Source organism: Pantoea sp. SGAir0418, from assembly GCF_043529865.1.
The window spans coordinates 2,790,382-2,811,173 of the sequence record NZ_CP027911.1 but is presented as its reverse complement, the minus strand read 5'-3'; the positions used below and the strand labels follow the sequence as shown (position 1 = coordinate 2,811,173).

Genomic DNA, 20,792 nt, shown 5'->3' with positions numbered 1-20,792 from the left:
ACCAGAACAGTCATCATGTTGCGTTTACCCGCCGTATTTTCGGGCCGCCGCTACACTGGCTGCGCGCGCGCAGTGCGGTCATTTACTTGCGTAAACGCCCATCATTTGCACGCTTACTGCCTTGTTGCAACCCGCACGACTTAGGCTAAAACAGAATCTTCACAGCATCACTCAGCGGTAACGTTCATGCTGCAAGGTTACGGAGCGAAATGTGTAAAGCCAATCGGTGGTGTCCGGGCATGACGCGCTGCACATCGTGGATGTTAAAGATCCTGTCACGACATAACTTCTTGGTAACCAATAACCTGACGGTTTGTATTGCTCGTAAAGGCAATGTTACATAACTTGAGCTTAGGGGAAAGTGTATCCCCATAACTTTTATGCATCATAGGGTTTTAGTGCGTTCGTTTGTAACTGAAATGTTGATCTGTTGTCAAATCAGATAATTAAAAATGTATAAATTGTAAAATACGTGAGGCGGATCACTGTTCAGCTTAAATGTGACCAAAGAGATTGTAGGGGAATTGTAATCAGAATGTGATCCTCCTATACTGCCGCCAGGTCTCCGGAATACCCTGACACCAGGAGCCACCCAGCGTTTTACCCGCTTCACTTAACACTGGATGTTGCTATTTTGGTGGCGGTTGCAGTCCGAACACGCACTGTGCTCTTCTGTAACTCAGGACCGGAGGAAGCAAAATAAAAAAGAGCTGTGTGGGCAAAACCGTGAAAAAACAAAGACCTGTTAACTTGGATCTCTCGACGATCCGGTTTCCCGTTACTGCAATATCGTCCATTCTCCACCGCGTCTCCGGCGTGATTACCTTTGTCGCTCTCGGAATTCTGCTCTGGTTACTGGGTCTCTCCCTCTCTTCTCCGGAAGGTTTCCAGCAAGCGGCATCCATCATGGATAGCTTCTTCGCCAAATTCATCATGTGGGGCATTCTGACCGCGCTGGCATATCACGCAGCAAGCGGCATTCGTCACATGCTGGCCGACTTCGGTTTTACGGCAGAAACCCTGCAGGTGGGAACCCGTACCGCGCAAGCGGTTTTTGTTATCACTGTCGTGCTCTCAATTCTGGCTGGAGTCCTCGTATGGTAAGCAATGCTTCTGCATTAGGACGCAACGGTATCCATGACTGGCTGTTACTGCGTGCTGCTGCAATCTTAATTACGCTCTACATTCTCTACATCCTCGGTTTTGTCGTGATGACCGGCACGCTGACGTATGACGTCTGGCGCGGCTTTTTCGCTTCCTCCTTTACCAAAGTGTTCACGTTGCTGACGCTGTTCTCGATTCTGGTCCACGGCTGGATTGGCATGTGGCAGGTCCTGACCGACTACGTGAAACCGCTGGCAACGCGTCTGGTGTTGCAACTGGTGATTGTGGTCGCGCTGTTGTCGTATGCAATTTATGGAACTGTTGTGGTGTGGGGGGTGTAAATGAGTTTGCCAGTCAGAGAATTTGATGCCGTGGTGATCGGCGCAGGTGGTGCGGGTATGCGCGCCGCGCTGCAAATCTCCCAATCGGGCCAGAGCTGTGCTCTGTTATCCAAAGTGTTCCCAACCCGTTCCCACACCGTATCGGCGCAGGGCGGGATTACCGTGGCGCTGGGTAACTCCCACGAAGATAACTGGGAATGGCACATGTACGATACCGTCAAAGGCTCCGATTACATCGGTGACCAGGACGCGATCGAATATATGTGTAAAACCGGTCCGGAAGCGATTCTGGAGCTGGAGCACATGGGCCTGCCATTCTCCCGTCTTGATGACGGCCGCGTTTATCAGCGTCCGTTTGGTGGTCAGTCGAAAAACTTCGGTGGTGAGCAGGCGGCGCGTACCGCTGCTGCTGCCGACCGTACCGGCCATGCCCTGCTGCATACGCTGTATCAGCAGAACCTGAAAAACAAAACCACCATCTTCTCCGAGTGGTATGCACTGGATCTGGTGAAAAACGCTGACGGCGCGATCGTCGGCTGTACCGCCATCTGCATCGAAACCGGTGAAACGGTCTACTTCAAAGCCAAAGCCACTATCCTCGCGACCGGCGGTGCTGGCCGTATCTATCAGTCCACCACCAACGCCCACATCAACACCGGTGACGGCGTCGGCATGGCGCTGCGTGCCGGCGTGCCAATGCAGGATATGGAGATGTGGCAGTTCCACCCAACCGGCATCGCCGGGGCGGGTGTGCTGGTGACCGAAGGCTGCCGTGGTGAAGGTGGCTATCTGCTGAACAAGCATGGCGAGCGTTTCATGGAGCGCTACGCGCCGAACGCCAAAGATCTGGCGGGCCGTGATGTGGTGGCGCGTTCAATGATGGTGGAAATTCGTGAAGGTCGCGGTTGCGACGGCCCATGGGGTCCACACATCAAACTGAAACTCGACCATCTGGGCGCTGAAGTGCTGGAATCCCGTCTGCCGGGCATCCTCGAATTGTCGCGCACCTTTGCTCACGTCGACCCGATTAAAGAACCGATTCCGGTTATCCCGACCTGCCACTACATGATGGGCGGCGTGCCGACCCGCGTGACCGGTCAGGCGCTGCGCGTTAACGAGCAGGGCGAAGATGAAGTGATTCCGGGCCTGTTCGCGGTAGGCGAAATTGCCTGCGTTTCGGTACACGGCGCAAACCGTCTTGGCGGCAACTCGCTGCTCGACCTGGTGGTATTCGGCCGCGCGGCCGGTGTTCATCTGATGGAGTGTATCGCTGAGCAGGGCGAACTGCGCGACGCCACCGAAGATGAAATCGACGCGGCGATGGCCCGCTTCAACCGCTGGGAAAACAACACCACCGGTGAAGACCCGGTTGAAATCCGCAAGGCGCTGCAGCGCTGCATGCAGAACAACTTCTCGGTATTCCGTGAAGGGGATGCGATGCGTGAAGGCCTGGCCGAGCTGAAAGAGATTCGTGAGCGCCTGAAAAACGCGCGTCTCGATGATCGTTCACCGGACTTCAACACCCAGCGTATCGAATGCCTTGAGCTGGATAACCTGATGGAAACCGCTTACGCCACCGCGGTAGCGGCCAACTTCCGCACCGAAAGCCGTGGCGCTCACAGCCGCTTCGACTACCCGGAGCGTGATGATGCCAACTGGCTGTGCCACAGCCTCTATGTTCCGCAAACGGAAAGCATGACGCGCCGTGAGGTGAACATGCAACCGAAACTGCGTGCGGCCTTCCCGCCGAAAGCGCGTACTTACTAATTGCGGAGATCATCATGAGACTCGAATTTTCTATCTATCGTTACAACCCGGAAGTCGATGACAAACCGCGCATGCAGGATTACACCCTCGAAGCGGAAGATGGTCGCGACATGATGCTGCTGGACGCGCTGATCCGTCTGAAAGAAAAGGATCCTACACTGGCCTTCCGTCGCTCCTGCCGTGAAGGCGTGTGCGGCTCCGATGGCCTCAACATGAACGGTAAAAATGGCCTGGCGTGTATCACGCCGGTCTCCGCACTGGGCAATGGCAGCAAGAAGATTGTTATCCGTCCGCTGCCCGGTCTGCCGGTAATCCGCGACCTCGTGGTGGACATGGGACAATTCTATGCTCAGTATGAGAAGATTAAGCCTTTCCTGTTGAATAATGGGGAAAATCCGCCAGCGCGCGAGCATCTGCAAACGCCTGCGCAGCGTGAGCACCTGGACGGCCTGTACGAGTGTATTCTCTGTGCCTGCTGCTCCACGTCGTGCCCGTCGTTCTGGTGGAATCCGGACAAGTTCATCGGTCCGGCCGGCCTGCTGGCGGCGTACCGCTTCCTGATTGACAGCCGCGACACCGAAACCGATGCGCGTCTCGACAATCTGAATGATGCTTTCAGTGTTTTCCGCTGTCACAGCATCATGAACTGTGTGAGCGTGTGCCCGAAAGGCTTAAACCCAACGCGCGCCATCGGCCATATTAAGTCGATGCTGCTGCAGCGCGGGGCGTAACAAACGGAAGTCACGATCGGGAACCCAGGTTCCCGATCGTTTACGGAAGCCTCTATAAGCGCGGTACTGACCACGCTTATAAAGGTTCCCTTACGGGCCAGGCGCCGGTTGCGCACAGGTTCGTATCGCTGAACTCACTACGGCAAGCCGCGTAAGCGGCAACAAATGAAACCTCAAAAAAGCAGATTAATGCTTAAGGGATCACAATGCAGAACAGCGCGATGAAACCCTGGCTGGACTCCTCCTGGCTGGCCGGCGCGAACCAGTCCTACATAGAGCAACTCTATGAGGATTTCCTGACCGATCCTGACTCTGTTGATGAAGTGTGGCGCTCGATGTTCCAGCAGCTGCCGGGCACCGGTGTGAAACCTGAGCAGTTTCACTCCACGACGCGTGAATACTTCCGCCGCCTGGCGAAAGACGCCACCCGCTACACCTCCACAGTCACCGATCCGGCCGCTAATTCCAAACAGGTTAAAGTGCTGCAGCTGATTAATGCGTTCCGCTTCCGCGGCCATCAGCACGCTAACCTCGATCCGCTCGGCCTGTGGAAGCAGGAGCGCGTGGCGGATCTCGATCCGGCCTTCCACGATCTGACCGACGCCGATTTTCAGGAAAGCTTTAACGTAGGCTCTTTCGCCATTGGCAAAGAGACCATGAAGCTGGCCGATCTTTATGCCGCACTGCAGCAGACCTACTGTGGTTCGATTGGTGCAGAGTACATGCACATCAACAACACCGAAGAGAAGCGCTGGATTCAGCAGCGTCTGGAATCGGTGGTGGGCCATGCGTCATTCAGCGCGGACGAGAAAAAAGGTTTCCTGAAAGAGCTGACGGCGGCAGAGGGCCTGGAAAAATACCTCGGCGCGAAATTCCCGGGTGCCAAACGCTTCTCGCTGGAAGGCGGCGATGCGCTGGTACCGATGCTGCGCGAAATGATTCGCCACGCCGGCAAGAGCGGCACGCGTGAAGTGGTGCTGGGTATGGCGCACCGCGGCCGTCTCAACGTACTGATCAACGTGCTGGGTAAAAAACCGCAGGATCTGTTCGACGAGTTCTCCGGCAAGCACAAAGAGCACCTCGGTACCGGTGACGTGAAGTACCACATGGGCTTCTCGTCAGACGTGGAAACCGAAGGCGGCCTGGTGCACCTGGCGCTGGCGTTCAACCCGTCGCATCTGGAAATTGTAAGCCCGGTAGTCATGGGCTCGGTGCGTGCGCGTCTGGATCGTCTGGCGGAGCCGGGCAGCAACAAAGTACTGCCGATCACCATTCACGGTGACGCCGCGGTTATTGGCCAGGGCGTGGTGCAGGAAACCCTGAACATGTCGCAGGCTCGCGGTTACGAAGTAGGCGGCACCGTGCGCATCGTGATTAACAACCAGGTGGGCTTCACCACCTCGAATCCGAAAGATGCGCGTTCTACCCCGTACTGCACCGACATCGGCAAAATGGTGCTGGCACCGATCTTCCACGTCAACGCGGACGATCCGGAGGCGGTGGCGTTTGTTACCCGTCTGGCGCTGGATTATCGCAACACCTTCAAACGCGATGTGTTCATCGACCTGGTGTGCTACCGCCGTCACGGCCATAACGAAGCCGACGAGCCTAGCGCCACCCAGCCGCTGATGTATCAGAAAATCAAAAAGCATCCGACGCCGCGCAAAATCTACGCCGATCAGCTGGAAAGCGAAGGCGTGGCCACGCAGGAAGATGCCACCGAGCTGGTAAACCTGTACCGGGATGCGCTGGATGAAGGCGAGTGCGTGGTGCCGGAATGGCGTCCGATGAGCCTGCACTCGTTCACCTGGTCTCCCTACCTCAACCACGAGTGGGATGAGAGCTACCCGGAAACCGTGGACATGAAACGTCTGCAGGAGCTGGCGCGCCGCATCAGCAGCATTCCGGAAGCGGTGGAAGTGCAGTCGCGCGTTGCCAAGATTTACAACGACCGCAAAGAGATGGCGGAAGGCAACAAGCTGTTCGACTGGGGCGGTGCGGAAAACCTCGCTTACGCCACGCTGGTGGACGAAGGCATTCCGGTGCGCCTGTCGGGTGAAGACTCCGGCCGCGGCACCTTCTTCCACCGTCACGCGGTGATTCACAACCAGCAGAACGGTTCGACTTACACCCCGCTGCACCATATCCATAACGGTCAGGGTCAGTTCAAGGTGTGGGATTCGGTGCTGTCGGAAGAAGCGGTACTGGCGTTCGAATACGGTTACGCCACCGCCGAGCCGCGCGTGCTGACCATCTGGGAAGCGCAGTTCGGTGACTTCGCCAACGGCGCTCAGGTGGTGATCGATCAGTTCATCAGCTCCGGCGAGCAGAAATGGGGCCGCATGTGTGGTCTGGTGATGCTGCTGCCGCACGGCTACGAAGGGCAGGGTCCGGAGCACTCCTCTGCGCGCCTCGAGCGCTATCTGCAGCTGTGTGCTGAGCAGAACATGCAGGTCTGCGTGCCATCAACGCCAGCGCAGGTCTACCACATGCTGCGTCGTCAGGCGCTGCGCGGTATGCGCCGTCCATTGATCGTCATGTCGCCGAAGTCGCTGCTGCGTCATCCGCTGGCGGTGTCCAGCCTGGACGAGCTGGCTAACGGCAGCTTCCAGCCGGCGATTGGTGAGATCGACGATCTCGATCCGCAGCAGGTGAAACGCGTGGTGCTGTGCTCCGGTAAAGTTTATTACGATCTGCTGGAGCAGCGTCGTAAGAACGAACAGACCGATGTCGCCATCGTACGTATCGAACAGCTCTATCCGTTCCCGCACAAAGCGGTGCAGGAAGCGCTGAAGAATTACGCCCATGTTCAGGATTTCGTCTGGTGTCAGGAAGAGCCACTGAACCAGGGCGCATGGTATTGCAGTCAGCATCATTTCCGCGAAGTGGTTCCATTTGGTGCGTCACTGCGTTACGCAGGCCGTCCGGCTTCTGCTTCACCGGCCGTGGGCTATATGTCCGTTCATCAACAACAGCAGCAAGACCTGGTCAATGACGCGCTGAACCTTGGTTAATTAAAAGGAAAGAAAATGAGTAGCGTAGAAATTCTCGTTCCCGATTTGCCTGAATCCGTAGCGGACGCCACGGTAGCCACCTGGCATAAAAAACCCGGCGACTCTGTGAACCGCGACGAAGTGCTGGTCGAGATCGAAACTGACAAAGTGGTACTGGAAGTGCCTGCCGCCGCTGACGGTGTGCTGGAAGCGGTGCTGGAAGACGAAGGCGCCACCGTAACATCGCGCCAGATTCTGGGCCGTCTGAAGGAAGGTAACAGCGGCGGGAAAGAGACCACGGCGAAAGTGGAAAGCAAGGAGTCTACGCCTGCACAGCGTCAGACTGCATCTCTGGAAGAAGAGAGCAATGACGCGCTCAGCCCGGCCGTGCGCCGCCTGATTGCGGAAAACAACCTCGACGCCAGCCAGATTAAAGGCACCGGTGTTGGCGGCCGTCTGACGCGCGAAGATGTGGAAAAACATCTGGCGAAGAAAGCCGACGGCGCGAAAGCGGCACCGGCAGCCGATGCGGCTCCGCAGGCAGTCGCCAACCGCAGCGAGAAGCGCGTGCCAATGACCCGTCTGCGCAAGCGCGTGGCCGAGCGTCTGCTGGAAGCGAAAAACAGCACCGCAATGCTGACCACCTTCAACGAAGTCAACATGAAGCCGATCATGGATCTGCGCAAGCAGTACGGCGATGCCTTCGAGAAGCGTCACGGCGTGCGTCTGGGCTTTATGTCCTTCTACATCAAAGCGGTGGTCGAAGCGCTGAAACGCTTCCCGGAAGTCAACGCGTCGATCGACGGCGATGATGTGGTGTACCACAACTATTTCGATGTCAGCATCGCGGTCTCAACGCCGCGTGGTCTGGTGACGCCAGTGCTGAAAGACGTTGATGCGCTGAGCATGGCCGACATCGAGAAGAAAATTAAAGAGCTGGCGGTGAAAGGCCGTGACGGCAAGCTGACGGTGGAAGAACTGACCGGCGGTAACTTCACCATCACCAACGGTGGTGTGTTCGGTTCGCTGATGTCTACGCCGATCATCAACCCGCCGCAGAGCGCGATTCTGGGGATGCACGCCATCAAAGATCGCCCAATGGCGGTGAATGGTCAGGTGGTGGTGCTGCCAATGATGTATCTGGCGCTCTCCTACGATCACCGTCTGATCGATGGTCGTGAATCTGTCGGCTATCTGGTCGCGGTGAAAGAGCTGCTGGAAGATCCGGCGCGTCTGCTGCTGGATGTCTGATTTTCGCCGGGCGCGCTGGCACGAGGCGCGCCCAAATTAACCCTGTTTAGATCTGAATGGATAGAACATCATGAACTTACACGAATACCAGGCGAAGCAGCTGTTTGCACGGTATGGTATGCCAGCACCGACTGGCTACGCCTGCACCACGCCACGTGAAGCCGAAGAAGCCGCCTCGAAAATTGGCGCGGGTCCGTGGGTGGTGAAATGTCAGGTTCATGCCGGTGGCCGCGGTAAAGCGGGCGGTGTGAAGGTGGTTAACAGTAAAGAAGACATTCGTGCTTTCGCTGAAAACTGGCTGGGCAAACGTCTGGTGACCTATCAGACTGACGCCAATGGCCAGCCGGTAAACCAGATCCTGGTTGAAGCGGCGACCGACATCGACCAGGAGCTGTATCTGGGTGCGGTGGTTGACCGTGCTACCCGTCGCGTGATCTTCATGGCGTCAACCGAAGGCGGCGTGGAAATCGAGAAAGTAGCGGAAGAAACCCCGCACCTGATCCACAAAATGGCGCTGGATCCGCTGACCGGCCCGCAGCCATACCAGGGCCGCGAGCTGGCATTCAAACTGGGCCTGACCGGCAAGCAGGTCAGCCAGTTCACCAAAATCTTCATGGGTCTGGCGACCATGTTCCTGGAGCGCGACCTGGCGATGGTTGAGATCAACCCGCTGGTGATCACCAAACAGGGCGACCTGATCTGTCTGGATGGCAAACTGGGTGCCGATGGCAATGCCCTGTTCCGTCAGCCAGAGCTGCGTGAAATGCGCGACCCAAGCCAGGAAGACCCACGTGAAGCCCACGCGACGCAGTGGGAACTGAACTACGTCGCGCTGGAAGGCAACATTGGCTGTATGGTCAACGGCGCCGGTCTGGCGATGGGCACCATGGACATCGTGAAACACCACGGTGGTCAGCCTGCAAACTTCCTTGATGTTGGCGGCGGCGCAACCAAAGAGCGCGTTACCGAAGCCTTCAAAATCATCCTGTCTGACGATGCTGTGAAAGCGGTATTCGTTAACATCTTCGGCGGCATCGTGCGCTGCGACCTGATCGCAGACGGCATCATCGGTGCTGTGGCTGAAGTGGGTGTCAACGTACCGGTCGTGGTACGTCTGGAAGGTAACAACGCCGAGCTGGGCGCGAAGAAACTGGCGGACAGCGGTCTTAACATCATTGCAGCAACCAGCCTGACAGACGCAGCACAGCGTGTTGTCGCTGCTGCGGAGGGTAAATAATGTCCATTCTGATCGACAAAAACACCAAAGTCATTTGCCAGGGTTTCACCGGTGGCCAGGGAACGTTCCACTCTGAGCAGGCGCTGGCCTATGGTACGCAGCTGGTTGGCGGTGTGACGCCAGGTAAAGGCGGCACCACCCATCTCGGTCTGCCGGTGTTTAACACCGTGCGTGAAGCAGTAGAAGCCACGGGCGCCACCGCTACCGTGATCTACGTGCCGGCACCGTTCTGCAAAGACGGTATCCTGGAAGCGATCGACGCGGGCATCAAACTGATCATCACCATCACCGAAGGTATCCCGACGCTGGATATGCTGACGGTGAAAGTGAAGCTGGACGAAGCAGGCGTGCGCATGATCGGCCCGAACTGCCCGGGTGTGATCACCCCAGGCGAATGTAAGATCGGTATCATGCCGGGCCACATTCACCAGCCAGGCCGCGTGGGTATCGTGTCACGTTCCGGTACGCTGACCTATGAAGCGGTTAAGCAGACCACCGACATCGGCTACGGCCAGTCCACCTGTGTGGGCATCGGCGGTGACCCGATCCCAGGCTCCAACTTCATCGACATCCTGAAAATGTTCCAGGACGATCCGCAGACCGAAGCGATCGTGATGATCGGTGAGATCGGCGGCAGCGCTGAAGAAGAGGCCGCGGCGTTCATCAAAGAGCACGTGACCAAGCCTGTCGTCGGCTATATCGCCGGCGTAACGGCGCCGAAAGGCAAGCGTATGGGCCACGCCGGCGCCATCATTGCCGGTGGTAAAGGCACCGCCGATGAGAAATTTGCTGCACTGGAAGCGGCCGGTGTGAAAACCGTGCGCAGCCTGGCCGATATCGGCGACGCGGTGAAAGCGGTACTGCCAGCGAAATAAGATTTTGCTGCTGAAAGAACAAAGCCACCTGCGGGTGGCTTTTTTTATGGCTGTCATGCACGGCCATTAGCTGTCCTCACACATTTGCAGTAAAAACGTAACGGCAACATTTTCTGCGGCTATGCTTACTTTGTCGTTGAGTAAAGAAGGGCAAAGAGGCGTGCTTTTTCCCGTCAGCGTCCAGGCGTCTGGCTGGCACAGAGGTTAAATAATTACGGGAAAGGTAATTGTTTTCTTAATTGCGCTATCGATTTATGACAACTAATTAACAACAACTCTAACACTACATATCTGGAAAATTATTGTCTTAATCCAGATCAATAAAAGGCGATATATAGCAAACTTTACCGCTGGCTAAAAGCAACCCAACCGGTATAAATTGCGCTGCATCAATTCAGTCTTTTTCATCATTTATCAGGAGTTTGTGCCAGGCGTTGTCATATCAATTCTGTCGCCTCCTCATCTTACTCCTGCTCGAAACAGGCTGAAGCGATCGGTTTTTCGGGGAATTTTCACCACTGTTACTCGCTCACTTCGGGCCGCAGTACGCATTGTGCTGTCGGTAACAAAACTGGAATCAATAATCAGTCGTTCCTGACCTTATTCTGCATCGCACTGCCCGCTGTTTGTGGTTGTTATTCGCAGGATGAGTTCATGCGAGGAGCAAGGAGTCATCATGTTAGATATTGTCGAGCTGTCGCGTTTACAGTTTGCCCTGACGGCGATGTACCATTTCCTGTTCGTGCCCTTAACGCTCGGTATGGCGTTTTTACTGGCGATCATGGAAACGGTCTATGTCCTGTCGGGAAAACAGATTTATAAAGATATGACCAAATTCTGGGGCAAGTTGTTTGGTATCAACTTTGCGCTGGGTGTGGCCACCGGCCTGACCATGGAATTTCAGTTCGGTACCAACTGGTCTTATTACTCCCACTACGTCGGCGATATCTTCGGTGCGCCGCTGGCCATCGAAGGCCTGATGGCGTTCTTCCTTGAATCCACCTTTGTCGGCCTGTTCTTCTTCGGCTGGGATCGCCTCGGTAAAGTGCAGCACCTGGCGGTGACCTGGCTGGTGGCGCTCGGCTCGAATATGTCCGCGCTGTGGATCCTGGTGGCGAACGGCTGGATGCAGAACCCGATCGCCTCCGAATTCAATTTCGAAACCATGCGTATGGAGATGGTGAGCTTCTCCGAGCTGGTGCTGAACCCGGTGGCGCAGGTGAAATTTGTGCATACCGTGGCCGCGGGCTACACCACCGGAGCGATGTTCATTCTGGGCATCAGCGCCTGGTATCTGCTGAAAGGGCGCGACATCGCGTTTGCTAAACGCTCCTTTGCGATCGCTGCCAGCTTCGGTATGGCTGCCGTGCTATCGGTCATCGTGCTGGGTGACGAATCCGGCTATGAAATGGGCGACGTGCAGAAAACCAAGCTGGCCGCCATCGAAGCCGAATGGGAAACCCAGCCGGCGCCAGCGGCCTTTACGCTGTTTGGCGTGCCGGATCAGGCGACGCAGGAGAACAAGTACGCCATCCAGATCCCGTATCTGCTCGGCCTGATCGCCACCCGTTCTGTCGATACGCCGGTCACCGGCCTGAAAGATCTGCTGGCGCAGCATGAAGTGCGCATCCGTAATGGTATGAAAGCCTATGCGCTGCTGAACGAGCTGCGTGCCGGCAGTAAAGATCCGGCGGTGCGCAGTGAGTTTGAGACGCATAAACAGGATCTCGGCTACGGTCTGCTGCTCAAGCGTTATACCCCGGACGTGGCGAACGCCACGGAAGCGCAAATCCAGCAGGCAACGCAGGATTCCATTCCGCGCGTGGCACCACTCTATTTCGCCTTCCGCATCATGGTGCTGTGTGGCGTGCTGCTGCTGGGCATCATTGCGCTGTCGTTCTGGAGCGTGATTCGTAACCGCATCGGTAAGAATCGCTGGCTGCTGAAAGCGGCGCTGTACGGTATTCCACTGCCGTGGATTGCCGTCGAAGCTGGCTGGTTTGTCGCTGAATATGGCCGTCAGCCGTGGGCGATTGGTGAGGTGCTGCCAACCGCAGTGGCTAACTCGTCGCTGACCGTCGGCGATCTGCTGTTCTCGATGATCCTGATCTGCGGCCTGTATACCGTGTTCCTGGTGGCGGAGATGTATCTGATGTTCAAATTTGCCCGCCTTGGTCCAAGCAGCCTGAAAACCGGCCGCTATCACCATGAAACAGTACAAGCTGTGACTCAACCGGCGCGCGGATAAGGAGAGCGACCATGTTTGACTATGAAGTGTTGCGTTTTGTCTGGTGGCTGCTGATTGGCATTCTGCTGATCGGTTTTGCCGTCACCGACGGCTTCGATATGGGCGTGGGAATGCTGACCCGCATCCTCGGTCGCACCGATACCGAGCGTCGCATCATGATTAACAGCATCGCGCCGCACTGGGACGGTAACCAGGTCTGGCTGATCACTGCCGGCGGGGCGCTGTTCGCCGCCTGGCCAATGGTCTATGCCGCCGCGTTCTCCGGTTTTTACGTGGCGATGATTCTGGTGCTGGCCTCGCTGTTCTTCCGTCCGGTCGGCTTTGATTACCGGTCGAAGATTGAAGATATGCGCTGGCGCGGTGCCTGGGACTGGGGCATCTTCATCGGTAGCTTTGTGCCGCCGCTGGTGATTGGCGTGGCGTTCGGTAACCTGCTGCAGGGTGTGCCGTTCCATGCTGATGAGTACCTGCGCCTGTTCTACACCGGTAATTTTTTCCAGCTGCTTAATCCGTTTGGCCTGCTGGCTGGGGTGATCAGCGTCGCGATGATTCTGGCCCAGGGCGCGACTTACCTGCAGATGCGCACCAGCGGCGAACTGCACCTGCGTTCCCGCACCGCGGCGCAAATCAGCGCGCTGGTGATGCTGGTGGGCTTTGTACTGGCTGGCGTGTGGGTGAAGTACGGCATTGATGGCTATGTGCTGAAAAGCGCAATCGATCATCACGCGGCGTCTAACCCGCTGGGTAAAGATGTGGTGCGTGAAGCTGGTGCCTGGCTGGTCAATTTTGAACAGATGCCGGTGCTGTGGTTGTTCCCGCTGCTCGGCGCGCTGCTGCCGCTGCTGACCATCCTGTGTTCGCGCATGGAGAAGGGCGCATGGGCGTTTATCTTCTCTTCGCTGACGCTGGCGTGCGTCATTATGACGGCGGGCATTGCGCTGTTCCCGTTCATCATGCCATCCAGCACCGTGCCAGGCACCAGCCTGACCATGTGGGACGCGACCTCCAGCCTGCTGACGCTGCAGATCATGACCGTGGCTGCCATCATCTTTGTGCCGATTATTCTGGCTTACACCAGCTGGTGTTACTACAAGATGTATGGCCGCATCACCAAAGAACACATTGAGCGCAATACGCACTCCCTGTACTGATTGAGGAGATTAAGCATGTGGTATTTTGCCTGGATTCTTGGCACCTTGCTGGCCTGTGCGTTTGGCGTGGTCACGGCACTGGCGATCGAGCATGTGGAAGAGGGCGGCGCGCAGGACGACAAGCTCTGATGCGCAGCCTGATACAGACGCTGTATCGTCTGATGGATAAGGGCCCGCTACGGGCCCTTTCACTGATTCTGGCGCTGTGGCTGGCCGGATGCGTCATCTGGCAGCCGGCGCGCTTTGCCGCACGCACCAGTGAGCTCGCTATCTGGCACGGATTATTGTTAATCTGGGCGGTGTGCAGCGGCGTGATTCACGGCACCGGTTTCCGGCCACAGCGCGCCCGCTGGCAGGCGCTATTTGCCCCGCTGCCGGCGCTGATCGTGCTGGCGCTGGGAATTTACTGGTTCTACCATTAAGTTCTGTCTCAGCCCGCAAGGGCTGTTTTACCGCTGCTGACGTGAGTTTTTGTCAGCGGTTGGTCAGGAAATCTCCCAAAAATCCTTCCAGTTGTTAACGTCTGATAATTATTTTCTCCTGGCTCTGGCGGACCATTCCCAAGCCGATCTCACTTGCGTATAGTAGCAACGTTTAAAATGAGACCGGGATGTAGAGTGAGTACAACGCTGTTTCGCTGGCCGGTTCGGGTCTATTACGAAGACACTGACGCCGGTGGTGTGGTTTACCACGCCAGCTATCTTGCTTTTTATGAACGAGCACGTACCGAGATGTTGCGCCAGCACCATTTCAATCAACAGGCCCTGTTGGAAGAGCAGGTGGCTTTTGTGGTACGGCGCATGACGGTGGACTTTATTGCCGCGGCACGTCTCGACGACCTTCTGGAGATCCAGAGCGAAGTGACAGCAATGACGCGCGCAACCATGACGTTCTCGCAGCGTATCGTGAATGCTGAAGGCAAAGTGCTCAATGAAGCAGACGTCCTGATTGCCTGCATCAACCCACATCTAATGAAGCCGATTGCGCTTCCCAAGTCTATTGTCGCGGAGTTCAAGCAGTGACTGACATGAACGTTCTTGATTTGTTCCTGAAGGCAAGCCTTCTGGTCAAACTTATCATGTTGATTTTGATCGGCTTTTCTATTGCCTCCTGGGCAATCATCATTCAGCGCACCCGCATTCTTAACGCGGCGGGGCGTGAGGCCGAGGCGTTCGAGGACAAGTTCTGGTCCGGTATCGAGCTGTCGCGTCTCTATCAGGAGAGCCAGGCGCGCCGTGACGAGCTGAGCGGGTCCGAACAGATTTTCTACTCTGGCTTCAAAGAGTTTGCCCGCCTGCACCGCGCCAACAGCCATGCGCCGGAAGCGGTGGTCGAAGGGGCCGGTCGCGCCATGCGCATCTCGATGAACCGTGAACTGGAAGCGCTGGAAAATCATATCCCATTCCTTGGCACCGTCGGTTCCATCAGCCCGTATATCGGTCTGTTTGGTACGGTGTGGGGGATCATGCATGCCTTTATCGCACTGGGTGCGGTGAAACAGGCCACACTGCAAATGGTTGCGCCCGGTATCGCCGAAGCGCTGATCGCCACCGCAATCGGTCTGTTCGCGGCTATTCCTGCCGTTATGGCGTATAACCGTCTGAACCAGCGCGTGAACAAGCTGGAGCAGGGCTACGACAACTTTATGGAAGAGTTCACCGCCATCCTGCATCGTCAGGCTTTCTCTACTGACAACAGCAAGTAAGTCGAGGTAAACGATGGCCAGAACCCGTGGTCGCGGGCGTCGCGACCTTAAGTCGGAAATCAACATTGTTCCGCTGCTGGACGTGCTGCTGGTGTTGCTGCTCATCTTTATGGCAACCGCGCCGATTATTACGCAGAGCGTGGAAGTGGACCTGCCGGACGCAACCGATTCGAAAACCGTTTCCAGCGACGATAATCCGCCGGTGATCGTGGAAGTGGCCGGGGTAGGGCAGTACAGCCTGGTGGTGGATCACGATCGTATGACGCAGCTGCCGCCGGAGCAGGTGGTGAGCGAAGCGCAGCGCCGTATTGAAGCCAATCCGAAGACGGTCTTCCTGATTGGTGGGGCGAAAGATGTGCCTTACGACGAAATCATCAAGGCGCTGAACCTGTTGCATCAGGCTGGCGTGAAATCCGTCGGTTTGATGACGCAGCCGATTTAACGCGAACCGTTTTTGGGAACCGAGAGTGTCGAAGGCAACCGAGCAGAACGAGAAGTTAAAACGCGCGATAATCATTTCGGTGATTCTGCACATCGTGCTGATCGCCCTGCTGATTTGGAGCTCGTTTAACGAACATATCGAAGCCAGCGGCGGCGGTGGCGGCAGTGATATCGACGCGGTGATGGTCGATCCTGGCGCGGTGGTTGAGCAGTATAACCGTCAGCAGAATCAGCAGAGTGATAGTCAGCGCGCCGAGCAGCAGCGCCAGAAGCAGGCACAGCAGCAGGCGGAAGAGTTGCAGCAGAAACAGGCCGCTGAACAGCAGCGGCTGAAAGAGCTGGAAAAAGAGCGTCTGCAGGCGCAGCAGGAAGCCAAAGAGCAGGCGAAGCAGCAGGCAGAGCAGCAGAAGGCGGCTGAAGCAGCAGCGAAGCAGGCGCAGGAGCAGCAGAAAGCTGCAGAAGCGGCCGCAGCGAAAGCCAAAGCCGATGCCAAAGCGCAGGCCGATGCTCAGGCGAAGGCCGCAGCGGACGCGAAAGCCAAAGCGGAAGAGCAGGCGAAGCAGGCCGCTGCCGACGCGAAGAAGAAAGCGGAAGAGCAGGCGAAAGCCGCCGCAGCCGAAGCGGCGAAAGAGAAAGCCGCGCAGCAGGCGAAAGCCGCAGCTGAAGCAAAAGCCAAAGCGGAGGCAGAAGCCAAAGCTCAGGCCGCGGCAGATGCAAAAGCCAAAGCTGCACAGGAAGCCAAAGAGAAAGCTGCGGAAGCCGCGAAAGAGAAAGCGGCCGCCGAAGCCAAAGCGAAAGCTGAGGCAGCAGCCAAAGCCAAAGCGGATGCGGCGGCCAAAGCTAAAGCGGCCGCCGAGGCGAAGAAGAAAGCGGCTGCCGAAGCGGCGAAGAACGAGAGCGATGTGGATGATCTGTTAGGCGGTCTCTCTTCCGGTAAGAATGCGCCGAAAAGCGGTGCCGCTTCCGGTGGTGGCGCGGCGGCAGGTCAGGGCAATCAGAAGAAGGCGGGTGCCTCAGGTGCTGAGGTGAATGCGTATCTGGGTCAGATCACCAGTGCGATTCAGAGCCGCTTCTACGATGCCGATCTGTATCGCGGTAAAAGCTGCGATCTGCGGATTAAACTGGCACCGGATGGTTTGCTGATTGACGTGAAAGCTGAAGGCGGCGATCCGGCGCTGTGTCAGGCGGCGATTACCGCAGCGAAGCAGGCACGCATTCCAAAGCCGCCTTCGCAGGCCGTATATGAAGTGTTTAAGAACGCACCGATGCGTTTCAAACCAGAATAATGCAGTAACGTACGGCAGGTTGAACTAAGGTTAGCTTGCCGTACTCTATGAGTACTCGTGTTTTTTCAGGAACTGTGCGAATTATCATGAACTCAGGTTCAGATAAGGGAGATAAGATGAAGCAGGCACTTCGTGTAACCTTAGGTTTTTTTGTACTGCTGTGGGCAGCGATGCTGCACGCGGAAGTACGCATTGAAATTACGCAGGGCGTGAATACCGCGCGCCCAATTGGTGTGGTGCCGTTCCAGTGGGCCGGTCCGGGCGCTGCACCCGAAGATATTGGTGGCATCGTCGCAGCAGACTTACGTAACAGCGGTAAATTCAACCCGCTGGATCGCTCTCGTCTGCCACAGCAGCCGACCAGCGCACAGGAAGTTCAGCCTGCCGCGTGGAGCGCACTGGGTATTGATGCCGTGGTCGTCGGGCAGGTTACGCCGAACGCCGATGGCAGCTACCAGGTGGCTTATCAGCTGGTGGATACCGGTGGCGCACCGGGTACTGTGCTGGCGCAGAACTCCTATAAAGTCACCAAACAGTGGCTGCGCTATGCTGCACATACCGCCAGCGATGAAGTGTTTGAGAAGCTGACCGGTATCAAAGGCGCGTTCCGTACCCGTATCGCCTATGTGGTGCAGACCAACGGTGGTCAGTTCCCGTACGAGCTGCGCGTGTCTGACTACGATGGTTACAACCAGTTTGTGGTACACCGTTCGCCGCAGCCGCTGATGTCACCGGCCTGGTCGCCAGACGGCAGCAAAGTGGCTTACGTGACCTTCGAAAGCGGTAAATCGGCGCTGGTGGTGCAGACGCTGGCCAACGGCGCTATCCGTCAGGTGGCTTCTTATCCGCGTCACAACGGTGCGCCGGCCTTCTCGCCGGACGGCTCTAAGCTGGCCTTCGCCCTGTCGAAAACCGGTAGCCTGAACCTGTACGTGATGGATCTGGCCTCCGGTCAGACGCGTCAGGTGACCGATGGCCGCTACAACAGCACCGAACCTACCTGGTTCCCGGACAGCCAGACGCTGGCTTACACTTCGGATCAGGCCGGTGCGCCACAGATTTACAAAGTTAACGTTAACGGCGGAACGCCACAGCGCATTACCTGGGAAGGGGCTCAGAACCAGGATGCGGATGTGTCATCTGACGGTAAAACGATGGTGATGATCAGCAGCGCCGGTGGCGCGCAGCACGTCGCCAAACAGGATCTGGAAACGGGAGCCGTTCAGACAATAACGGACACGTTCCTGGATGAGACGCCAAGTCTGGCTCCTAACGGCACGATGGTAATCTATAGCTCTACTCAGGGGATGGGTTCCGTGTTGCAGTTGGTTTCAACCGATGGGCGTTTCAAAGCGCGTCTTCCGGCAACTGATGGACAGGTCAAATTCCCTGCCTGGTCGCCGTATCTGTGATGCATCGCTCCCTCGCCTGGCGGGGGAGTAAAATGTATGGCAAACAAAATAATAGGATAAAGAAATGCAACTGAACAAAGTGCTGAAGGGTTTGATGCTGGCTCTGCCGGTTATCGCGGTAGCTGCATGTAGCTCTCACAAAAACAACAACAACGATCAGACCGGTATGGGTGCTGACGGTGCATACGGCGCTGGCGCTGGCCAGAACGGCAACATGTCTTCTGACGAGCAGGCGCGTCTGCAGATGCAGCAGCTGCAGCAGAACAACATCGTTTACTTCGGTCTGGACAAGTATGACGTGCAGTCTGAATACGCTCAGATGCTGGATCAGCACGCTGCTTTCCTGCGCAGCAACCCATCTTACAAAGTGACCATCGAAGGTCACGCGGATGAGCGCGGCACCCCAGAGTACAACATCGCCCTGGGCGAACGTCGTGCTAACGCCGTTAAAATGTACCTGCAGGGTAAAGGCGTGTCTGCTGACCAGATGTCTATCGTATCTTACGGTAAAGAGAAACCTGCTGTACTGGGCCACGACGAAGCGGCTTACGCTAAAAACCGTCGTGCCGTACTGGTTTACTAAGAGAATCACATGATTAGTAACTTCAGACTTCATCTGTTGAGTCTGTCGTTACTGGTTGGCGTAGCGGCCCCCTGGGCCGCTAATGCCCAGGCGTCAATCAGTAGCGTTGGCTCAGGCTCGGTCGAAGACCGTGTCACCACTCTTGAACGTATCTCCAATGCCCAGGCTCAGCTTCTGCAGCAGTTGCAGCAGCAGATGAGTGATAACCAAAGCGATATCGATTCGCTGCGCGGGCAGATCCAGCAGAACAGTTATCAGCTTAATCAGGTGATTGAGCGGCAGAAGCAGCTTTATCAGCAGATCGACAGTCTGAGCAGCAGTAATGGTGCGCAGGCCAGCGGTGGTGCTGATGCAGCAGCTGGTGCCGCAGCGGGAAACGCTGATGCGGGGAGCAGCAATACGGCTGCCGCTGCACCCGCACAAACCGGCGATGCCAACACCGATTACAATGCTGCCGTCGCGCTGATTCTTGAGAAGAAACAGTACGACCAGGCGATTACTGCGCTGCAGGCGTGGGTGAAGAAGTATCCGGACTCCACCTATCAGCCGAATGCCAATTACTGGCTGGGTCAGTTGTTTTACAACAAAGGCAAAAAGGACGATGCGGCCTACTATTTTGCCACTGTAGTTAAAAACTACCCGAAATCGCCAAAAGCGGCGGAAGCGCTGTTTAAGGTTGGGGTGATCATGCAGGAGAAGAACGATACAGCGAAAGCGAAAGCGGTCTACCAGCAGGTGATCAAACAGTTCCCTAACTCTGAGTCTGCTAAGCAGGCACAAAAACGGCTCGCTGCGATGTAATTGCTGCAGTTAAGACCGGATTTCGTCTGATTTCTGGTCTTGCCGCATGAAAGGTAAGCAGTTGAGACATTTAGCGGAAAATAAGGGTTGCGCCCTCCCGCTAAATCAGTAATATATGCCGCCGTTGCCGGGACATATCTTAACAAGTATCGGCAGCACTGAAGATGGGTCGTTAGCTCAGTTGGTAGAGCAGTTGACTTTTAATCAATTGGTCGCAGGTTCGAATCCTGCACGACCCACCATCTCAACCGTTCAGTTTTGATGTCACTTCAGTTTGCTTCACAACCTTGATGGGTCGTTAGCTCAGTTGGTAGAGCAGTTGACTTTTAATCAATTGGTCGCAGGTTCGAATCCTGCACGACCCACCATCAAGTCGAAAGTTGTAAGCCACTTCCCGAGCGGGTCGTTAGCTCAGTTGGTAGAGCAGTTGACTTTTAATCAATTGGTCGCAGGTTCGAATCCTGCACGACCCACCAGTTATGTAGAAAGGCGCCCTAAAGGCGCCTTTTTGCTTTTTTACGAAGTTCGGTATGTTGCTTTGAGATCGTACTCAGGCCAGATAAGGCGGGGCGGATCACAAAGGAATCTCACATCCCTGTGGATCGGCCTCGCCATCCATGGCTCGGACGCTTCGCTCCTCCGCCCCCGCCTTTTCTGGCTGTCAGGCATTTCAGCTGCTGTAGTTTTGCAGCGCTTTCAGCAAGGCGCAGAGAGTTAACATGAAGCCGAAGGGTACGGGGCGGTGGAGTAAAGCTTCCGGCGCATGGACAAAAATGCCGGGAGCATTTTTGAACAACGCGTAGCGTTGGCCCACAAAGTGGGCGAGCCTCAGGGATGAGGCGAGTAAACCGCCGGCAGAGCCTACA

19 protein-coding genes and 3 tRNA genes are annotated in these 20,792 nt (G+C 56.4%); all 22 read left to right on the top strand.

The window, feature by feature from the left end:
• Positions 1 to 714 precede the first annotated feature (714 nt).
• The 22 genes from sdhC (at position 715) to C1N84_RS12975 (ending at position 20,402) form a co-directional block, all read left to right on the top strand.
• Complete coding sequence (sdhC, locus tag C1N84_RS13080) at positions 715 to 1,104, top strand: succinate dehydrogenase cytochrome b556 subunit (protein ID WP_021508541.1); 390 nt, start codon at positions 715 to 717, stop codon at positions 1,102 to 1,104.
• Positions 1,098 to 1,445, top strand: coding sequence for a succinate dehydrogenase membrane anchor subunit (gene sdhD, locus C1N84_RS13075; RefSeq protein WP_021508540.1), 348 nt, complete (start codon positions 1,098 to 1,100; stop codon positions 1,443 to 1,445). The genes sdhC and sdhD overlap by 7 nt, the downstream gene beginning before the upstream one ends.
• Positions 1,446 to 3,212 (top strand): succinate dehydrogenase flavoprotein subunit, encoded by a 1,767-nt coding sequence (gene sdhA, locus C1N84_RS13070; protein WP_021508539.1) that lies wholly within the window; start codon positions 1,446 to 1,448, stop codon positions 3,210 to 3,212.
• Between the two features lie 14 nt (positions 3,213 to 3,226).
• The gene (locus C1N84_RS13065) at positions 3,227 to 3,943 is read left to right on the top strand and encodes a succinate dehydrogenase iron-sulfur subunit (RefSeq protein WP_021508538.1); all 717 of its coding nucleotides are present in this window, start codon (positions 3,227 to 3,229) and stop codon (positions 3,941 to 3,943) included.
• Positions 3,944 to 4,149: 206 nt separating this feature from the next.
• Positions 4,150 to 6,957: a 2-oxoglutarate dehydrogenase E1 component gene (gene sucA / locus C1N84_RS13060; RefSeq protein WP_021508537.1), complete on the top strand. Its 2,808-nt coding sequence runs from the start codon at positions 4,150 to 4,152 to the stop codon at positions 6,955 to 6,957.
• A gap of 15 nt (positions 6,958 to 6,972) precedes the next feature.
• Entirely contained in the window at positions 6,973 to 8,187 is a 1,215-nt protein-coding gene (gene odhB / locus C1N84_RS13055; protein ID WP_264441509.1) for a 2-oxoglutarate dehydrogenase complex dihydrolipoyllysine-residue succinyltransferase, read from the top strand.
• Positions 8,188 to 8,257: 70 nt separating this feature from the next.
• Positions 8,258 to 9,424 carry an ADP-forming succinate--CoA ligase subunit beta gene (sucC, locus tag C1N84_RS13050; RefSeq protein ID WP_006118458.1) on the top strand — a complete coding sequence of 389 codons (1,167 nt, stop codon included), beginning with the start codon at positions 8,258 to 8,260 and terminating at the stop codon, positions 9,422 to 9,424.
• The gene (sucD, locus tag C1N84_RS13045; RefSeq protein WP_021508535.1) at positions 9,424 to 10,299 is read left to right on the top strand and encodes a succinate--CoA ligase subunit alpha; all 876 of its coding nucleotides are present in this window, start codon (positions 9,424 to 9,426) and stop codon (positions 10,297 to 10,299) included. The genes sucC and sucD overlap by 1 nt, the downstream gene beginning before the upstream one ends.
• A 676-nt stretch (positions 10,300 to 10,975) precedes the next feature.
• Positions 10,976 to 12,547 carry a cytochrome ubiquinol oxidase subunit I gene (gene cydA / locus C1N84_RS13040; protein WP_058757874.1) on the top strand — a complete coding sequence of 524 codons (1,572 nt, stop codon included), beginning with the start codon at positions 10,976 to 10,978 and terminating at the stop codon, positions 12,545 to 12,547.
• Between the two features lie 11 nt (positions 12,548 to 12,558).
• Positions 12,559 to 13,698, top strand: coding sequence for a cytochrome d ubiquinol oxidase subunit II (gene cydB, locus C1N84_RS13035; protein WP_021508533.1), 1,140 nt, complete (start codon positions 12,559 to 12,561; stop codon positions 13,696 to 13,698).
• Between the two features lie 15 nt (positions 13,699 to 13,713).
• Complete coding sequence (gene cydX, locus C1N84_RS13030) at positions 13,714 to 13,827, top strand: cytochrome bd-I oxidase subunit CydX (protein WP_010615998.1); 114 nt, start codon at positions 13,714 to 13,716, stop codon at positions 13,825 to 13,827.
• Positions 13,827 to 14,120 carry a cyd operon protein YbgE gene (ybgE, locus tag C1N84_RS13025; RefSeq protein WP_058775290.1) on the top strand — a complete coding sequence of 98 codons (294 nt, stop codon included), beginning with the start codon at positions 13,827 to 13,829 and terminating at the stop codon, positions 14,118 to 14,120. Before cydX ends, ybgE begins: the two co-directional genes overlap by 1 nt.
• 177 nt (positions 14,121 to 14,297) lie before the next feature.
• Positions 14,298 to 14,720 carry a tol-pal system-associated acyl-CoA thioesterase gene (gene ybgC, locus C1N84_RS13020; RefSeq protein WP_168714917.1) on the top strand — a complete coding sequence of 141 codons (423 nt, stop codon included), beginning with the start codon at positions 14,298 to 14,300 and terminating at the stop codon, positions 14,718 to 14,720.
• Positions 14,717 to 15,403 carry a Tol-Pal system protein TolQ gene (gene tolQ / locus C1N84_RS13015; protein WP_010616001.1) on the top strand — a complete coding sequence of 229 codons (687 nt, stop codon included), beginning with the start codon at positions 14,717 to 14,719 and terminating at the stop codon, positions 15,401 to 15,403. The genes ybgC and tolQ overlap by 4 nt, the downstream gene beginning before the upstream one ends.
• 13 nt (positions 15,404 to 15,416) lie before the next feature.
• The gene (tolR, locus tag C1N84_RS13010) at positions 15,417 to 15,845 is read left to right on the top strand and encodes a colicin uptake protein TolR (RefSeq protein ID WP_021508530.1); all 429 of its coding nucleotides are present in this window, start codon (positions 15,417 to 15,419) and stop codon (positions 15,843 to 15,845) included.
• 25 nt (positions 15,846 to 15,870) lie between these two features.
• Positions 15,871 to 17,130 (top strand): cell envelope integrity protein TolA, encoded by a 1,260-nt coding sequence (tolA, locus tag C1N84_RS13005; protein ID WP_238561074.1) that lies wholly within the window; start codon positions 15,871 to 15,873, stop codon positions 17,128 to 17,130.
• A 116-nt stretch (positions 17,131 to 17,246) separates the two neighbouring features.
• Positions 17,247 to 18,542, top strand: coding sequence for a Tol-Pal system beta propeller repeat protein TolB (tolB, locus tag C1N84_RS13000; protein ID WP_021508528.1), 1,296 nt, complete (start codon positions 17,247 to 17,249; stop codon positions 18,540 to 18,542).
• A 64-nt stretch (positions 18,543 to 18,606) separates the two neighbouring features.
• Positions 18,607 to 19,125 carry a peptidoglycan-associated lipoprotein Pal gene (gene pal, locus C1N84_RS12995; protein WP_021508527.1) on the top strand — a complete coding sequence of 173 codons (519 nt, stop codon included), beginning with the start codon at positions 18,607 to 18,609 and terminating at the stop codon, positions 19,123 to 19,125.
• Between the two features lie 9 nt (positions 19,126 to 19,134).
• The gene (cpoB, locus tag C1N84_RS12990; RefSeq protein WP_058757869.1) at positions 19,135 to 19,926 is read left to right on the top strand and encodes a cell division protein CpoB; all 792 of its coding nucleotides are present in this window, start codon (positions 19,135 to 19,137) and stop codon (positions 19,924 to 19,926) included.
• Between the two features lie 166 nt (positions 19,927 to 20,092).
• Positions 20,093 to 20,168 (top strand) — tRNA-Lys (locus C1N84_RS12985).
• Positions 20,169 to 20,218: 50 nt separating this feature from the next.
• Positions 20,219 to 20,294, top strand: a tRNA-Lys gene (locus tag C1N84_RS12980).
• Between the two features lie 32 nt (positions 20,295 to 20,326).
• Positions 20,327 to 20,402: transfer RNA gene (locus C1N84_RS12975), tRNA-Lys, on the top strand.
• Positions 20,403 to 20,792: the final 390 nt, after the last annotated feature.

Excerpts from the sequence above, each read along its gene's own strand:
- sucD (WP_021508535.1), top strand. The coding sequence starts at position 9,424 with ATGTCCATTCTGATCGACAAAAACACCAAAGTCATTTGCCAGGGTTTC.
- sdhA (WP_021508539.1), top strand. The coding sequence starts at position 1,446 with ATGAGTTTGCCAGTCAGAGAATTTGATGCCGTGGTGATCGGCGCAGGT.
- pal (WP_021508527.1), top strand. The coding sequence starts at position 18,607 with ATGCAACTGAACAAAGTGCTGAAGGGTTTGATGCTGGCTCTGCCGGTT.
- cpoB (WP_058757869.1), top strand. The coding sequence starts at position 19,135 with ATGATTAGTAACTTCAGACTTCATCTGTTGAGTCTGTCGTTACTGGTT.
- sucC (WP_006118458.1), top strand. The coding sequence starts at position 8,258 with ATGAACTTACACGAATACCAGGCGAAGCAGCTGTTTGCACGGTATGGT.
- sdhD (WP_021508540.1), top strand. The coding sequence starts at position 1,098 with ATGGTAAGCAATGCTTCTGCATTAGGACGCAACGGTATCCATGACTGG.
- sucA (WP_021508537.1), top strand. The coding sequence starts at position 4,150 with ATGCAGAACAGCGCGATGAAACCCTGGCTGGACTCCTCCTGGCTGGCC.
- tolB (WP_021508528.1), top strand. The coding sequence starts at position 17,247 with ATGAAGCAGGCACTTCGTGTAACCTTAGGTTTTTTTGTACTGCTGTGG.
- cydB (WP_021508533.1), top strand. The coding sequence starts at position 12,559 with ATGTTTGACTATGAAGTGTTGCGTTTTGTCTGGTGGCTGCTGATTGGC.
- cydX (WP_010615998.1), top strand. The coding sequence starts at position 13,714 with ATGTGGTATTTTGCCTGGATTCTTGGCACCTTGCTGGCCTGTGCGTTT.
- odhB (WP_264441509.1), top strand. The coding sequence starts at position 6,973 with ATGAGTAGCGTAGAAATTCTCGTTCCCGATTTGCCTGAATCCGTAGCG.
- tolR (WP_021508530.1), top strand. The coding sequence starts at position 15,417 with ATGGCCAGAACCCGTGGTCGCGGGCGTCGCGACCTTAAGTCGGAAATC.
- ybgC (WP_168714917.1), top strand. The coding sequence starts at position 14,298 with ATGAGACCGGGATGTAGAGTGAGTACAACGCTGTTTCGCTGGCCGGTT.
- ybgE (WP_058775290.1), top strand. The coding sequence starts at position 13,827 with ATGCGCAGCCTGATACAGACGCTGTATCGTCTGATGGATAAGGGCCCG.
- C1N84_RS13065 (WP_021508538.1), top strand. The coding sequence starts at position 3,227 with ATGAGACTCGAATTTTCTATCTATCGTTACAACCCGGAAGTCGATGAC.
- cydA (WP_058757874.1), top strand. The coding sequence starts at position 10,976 with ATGTTAGATATTGTCGAGCTGTCGCGTTTACAGTTTGCCCTGACGGCG.